The 5,129-nt window shown below is 45.2% G+C and carries 3 protein-coding genes; 1 reads left to right on the top strand and 2 read right to left on the bottom strand.

Annotated elements, in window-relative coordinates; translation table 11 throughout:
• The first annotated feature begins 338 nt into the window (after positions 1-338).
• Positions 339-3,281, top strand: a complete 2,943-nt coding sequence (locus PKH29_12380; protein HNX15635.1) for a hypothetical protein — start codon at positions 339-341, stop codon at positions 3,279-3,281.
• A gap of 1 nt (position 3,282) precedes the next feature.
• On the opposite strand, the gene PKH29_12385 is transcribed toward PKH29_12380, so the two are convergent.
• Both PKH29_12385 and PKH29_12390 read right to left on the bottom strand, forming a co-directional pair.
• Entirely contained in the window at positions 3,283-4,365 is a 1,083-nt protein-coding gene (locus PKH29_12385; GenBank protein HNX15636.1) for a hypothetical protein, read from the bottom strand.
• A gap of 30 nt (positions 4,366-4,395) precedes the next feature.
• A partial coding sequence (locus tag PKH29_12390; protein ID HNX15637.1) for a hypothetical protein occupies positions 4,396-5,129 on the bottom strand: 734 nt, incomplete at its 5' end.

Consider the following 5,129-nt stretch of genomic DNA (forward strand, 5'->3'; position numbering starts at 1 on the left):
ATCTTGACCTCGTTTACAGCTTACTACTCCTCGCTGTTCTAGTCAAGACCCATTTCTAAATATTCAGGAATTATTAAAGTCCGGCGATCGGATTTAATGGCCTACGGATTTATCGTAAACACTATTTATCAGGTTATTTGACAAAGAGAAATTTAGTTCTATAATTAGTAAGCATGTGCGATGACAGCAAAAACAACTATCATCTGCACAAAAAATATCTGCGGAGTGCCTTTATGGAAAATAAAGCATGTAGAACAGAAGAATCCAATCATAATATTTTTTTGATATCTCCTTTTTTCAGTTTTTGTCTAAATATTTCCGACGAATATTTGCCTCAATTGAACGCTTTTTCTGTTGAAAATCGGATCTGCGGAAGAACGCTCGATTTTGGCAATGGTATCGAATTCGCAATTGATATTGACAGTGCGAATCGCAGAATTTATATTGACGGTTGGAAAGTTAAAGACGCTTCTATACAAATCATTGATCCGAATCAAGACGACGGATATATTCGTCAATATTATCGCCCGAATTATAACGATGCCGAATGGGACGGGTATCATACCCCCGTCATGTTCGAGGATTTCAAGTTCCCTAAGGACCGCTATAAATGGGCCAGAACTCATGTGTTTCTGCCCGAAGATATTAAAGGTCAAAAAGTCACCTTATTTCTTGGGGGATTCGGGCTTTTGGACTTCGGTTGGATGCGTGTCTTTTTAAACGGTGAGGCAATCGGAACGCGTAAAGTTGAAAAACGGTGGCATGAACCAGGATGTTTTGTTTTCGATCCGTCCACACCCGGTTACTCGCAACTGCGCTTCGGACAAGATAACATCATTGTGCTGCAGTTGACCGATTATCGATGCCGCACCCGTAAACTCGACGAATTTGACCCCTTGCAAGCAAGAGAGCTTTCCACTATCGGCAGAAACTGGCCGGGGCAGTTCGAACAATATCTCACCGCAGGAGAACCACTGCTGATGCCGAAATGGATATATCGGCATAAAAACATAATTTCGGAGGGCAGTGAAGGGCGTGTTGAGTTTATCTTGACAGACGAAGCGGAAATTTTGCAAGCGAATATCCTTTACGCATGGAACGATCAAAGTCCTACATTACATAAAACAATCACCATACAAAACCATGCTCAAAAAGACGTTCGAATCATAAATGTCCGTCTCGGGCAATATCAGACCAATGCCGAATCAACCGAGGGAGAGCAGGGGTTTCCGGTATATTCGGACGGCTGCTTTTTCATGACTGTCGCACATCCTTCGGGTTGGACGACAGGTCAGGACGGCATTATTACCCTCAAACAATATCCAGGAACGTTAATAAAACCCGGTGATACCTTTACATGCATGGAAACGGTATACGGTGTTTCCGACCTAGATCAAGCCCGCAGCGCGTTTATAAAACACATGGAGAGCCGGATGCGCCGCGTAATCAGAGGGCACAACAAACCTATTTCGATTTTAGAGTCCTTTGGGTCTTGGCCGATTGAACCGCTGCAGTTGGATTACGGTCATTATCCGAATGAAAAAGCAATTTTAAATCATCTCGAACAATATCGGCAGAGCGGTTGTAAATTTGATTATTATTGCATCGAGTTCTGGAACGACTATCACGGTGATCTGACAAGACCGGGATGTGAACGTTTTTCCAACGGATTTGATAAAATCAAAGAAAAGCTCGGTGAACTCGACACCGCATTGGGGCTTTGGATCGATACCTCGGCGGGGCGGTGGAGCATCGGCGGAAATCCGGTGATCAAGAGCTGCCGAAGCTACAACGCTGCGGCCTATGAAAGAACCGGTCAGGAGCCGATTCTGGGTGAGTGTTACTGCCGTGCGCAGGAACCGTATAAGAGCATGTTTCAAAACGCGTTTTTGCAACATGTTCGGGAAAACAAAGTACGTCTGCTTAAATTCGATGATGCTATGGCTGTCTGCCACAACCCAAACCACAATCATCTGCCGGGCGTCTACTCCACCGAGGCGATTCAGAACTCGGAAATTGAATTTTTGCAAGCGCTGGACAATGAATGTCCGGACTTGTTTATCATCCTCTATTGGGGTCATCGTTCGCCCTGGTGGCTGTTGTATGCCGACACCTTGTTTGAATCCGGCTTGTTTTTGGAGGCCTCGACACCTGCCGCTTTTCCGACTCTGTATGCCCGTGACGGTGTGATTTTAACGCTCGATCAGGCGACGGTATGGTGCGAAGATGTGCCGCAGTCGGGCAAGGACTCGTTGGGTATTTGGCTGACCGATTGGGCGTGGAACAGTTCTATCCATACAGAACGTTGGCAGGAGGCTCTGATCATGGATATATGCAGAGGGAACCTGCTGTTCCAATTATGGAGTGATGATCGGTTTTTGACCCCCGATGAGCAAAACCAGGTCTCTTTTTTGATGGAATTGTTTCAAAATAACAAGTCCTGTTTTGAAAATTCAAAGCGGATTCTCGGCAATCCGTGGAATTACGAGCCCTACGGTTATTTTTGCTGCGACGGAAAACGTGCGTATCTTTCGATGTATAACTGCAGCTGGTCGGATATCACAGTGCGTCTCGAACCGGAAAAATGGGGTTTACCGATGGGAGTAATAAGAGATTATTATAAGTGGTATCCGCACCGCGCAAAACTTGAAATGAAAGATAAAACGACGCCCGAAATTGCCATGCGTCCGTTCGAAGTGATATTTCTGGAAATCGCACCGCAAAACGAAACCGCCATATCCGATAGCATTCCGTCACTGCCAATGAAAAATCATTTTTTACGGTCGTCAGTAAAGCAAGAAATATCGATTCGACAAGAGGGGAAAACAGCGCTGCGGGTCGGCATGGAGGACTTTATCAGTCAATACGAAAATAGGCAAGTGAAAGGCCAATACAGCGATGTGCCGAAACGTATTTTAGAGACTCCGGATATCAACACATATCAAAACTATGATAAAAAGGTCTTCACGATTGAGACATTAATTTTTAAAAACCACGGGGACGGAATGATTTTTATCGCAGCACAAATGAAAAAAGACGGCCTCACATTTAAGCTCAACAATTTGGGCATGCATTTCGCTGCGGAAGCGGAGATGGACAGTAAAAAACAAGAATGCCATCCCGTAATCGGAAATCTGACCTATGCCGTGCCCTGGCAGGGCTGGCGGATTCCGATTTCCCGACTTCAATACAACAGTAAGTTAAAGCTGACAGTGACCGCTTTTGTTCCCAAGGAGACTAAGATTGATTTTATGGGTTATTTTATCCCGGCCGAACAGTGATTTATAATTCTATACCGATGCGCTTGAGCGTTTCCAACTCTGCGGGAAGAGTAGCCGGAACGGCATCAATACCGGTGGTGTACATCATATCGCCGGGTATCAGCTTCATCAATTTTTGAATGTTTTCCGGTTCGTACAAAATAAAGGTTTTCTTTCCGGCTTGGGCGATACGTTGTTGAACCCCGGACCAGTCCTTTTCTTTGTTCGGACCGTCGCCCGCAACCCACTGTATGCCCATGAGTTCATCGATTTTCAACACTGATTCCAAGTGATTGAGTTCGCCGACGCCATCGAGGTGGTAATAAGGGTGGCTCAGTCTTGCAGCCGAGGTTTTTAATTCCGGACCGACAAACGTGTTAAACATCACATTGCTGATCATATAGCAAAAATCCGATTGCAAAATATAGGTCGGCTTTGTGTCATAAACACCGCACCAGGACGAAAAGCCCTTTGCTTCATTTTTGATTATATCGTTGATCTCGTCGAAATACCGGAACCAAAGAGTTTGAATTTCCTCAACGCACCGCAGCACCTCATCGGGATAATCGTAGAGATCCAGCAGAAGTCCTTCCGGCGTGCGGAACGAAGACAGAATATCAAGGACGCCACCGAGGTCCGTCATGGCCATTACGACATTGCCGCGCCATTTTTCCATGCCTTCGATATAGATGTCCTTGACTCTACGCAGCCAGATATTGTCAGGGTCATATTCAAAATGCAGTTCTTTAATCGGCAGTTGTTTTACCGGAGTAAACCATGTCGTCTCCTTGCGCGCATGAAGCTCGCAGCCCAAAAACGCTGCCGCGACACCCGCTCCGAATGCATGAGTCGCGATATAAGGATAAGCGTCACCCACAAATTCAATCAGAGACAGCTCATAATCCAATCGGTCGACCAACTGTTTCGGTGTCACATTGAGGTCGCCTGCAGACAAGAATTCCAGAAGCGGAAAGGGTGATTCTATCCGGTCGGAGGTCTCTTTATGCACTTTTATCGGAATAATCGGCCTTCCGAGTTTATTTTTATGCCATAACTCATAATTTTTACGGAGCTTTTCCCAGTTGAAGTCGTTAAATCTCGCCATTTTATCATTTCCTCCAAAAATCGGTTTAAATTATAAATTCTCAATTCCAATGCGTTTTAACGCTTCGAGTTTGGCTGGCAGATCGGTTTGGTTCACCGTGTACCCGGTATTGAAAATCATATCGCCTGTCACTAAATCGATAAGCTGTTTCAGCAGCTTCGGCTCGCACCAGATATACATCTTTTTTCCGGCTGATGTAATACGTTTATGGATTTCGGACCAGTCCTTATCCTTATACGGTCCGTCTCCGGGTCCCCATTGTACACCTGCAAACGCATCGATTTTTAAAATCGAATCCAGATGTTTCAACTCCCCGATACCATCTAAATGATAAAACGGCCGGTGCAGGCGTTCAGCCGATGATTTCAATTCCGGTCCGACGAATTCGTTAAACATTTCATTGCTGATCATATAGCAAAAATCTGATTGCAATATGTAAGTAGGTTCGGGGTCATAGATATTGCACCAGGACGTATAACCCTGCGCTTCGCTCTTCATGATATCGATAATTTCGTTTAAATAACGAAACCACATAGTTTGAATTTCCCGGACACAGCGCAGCACTTCGTCGGGATTGTCATAAAGATCAAATAAAAGTCCCTCGGTTGTACGGAATGACGCCAGAATATCGAGCACCCCGCCGAGGTCGGTCATTCCCATCACGACGTTGCCGTGCCATTTTTCCATGCCTTCGATATAGACGTCTTTAACCCGTCTCAGCCATATATTATCAGGATCATATTCAAAATGCAGCTCTTGAATCG

This window comes from Oscillospiraceae bacterium (genome assembly GCA_035353335.1).
Taxonomy (GTDB): domain Bacteria; phylum Bacillota; class Clostridia; order Oscillospirales; family JAKOTC01; genus DAOPZJ01.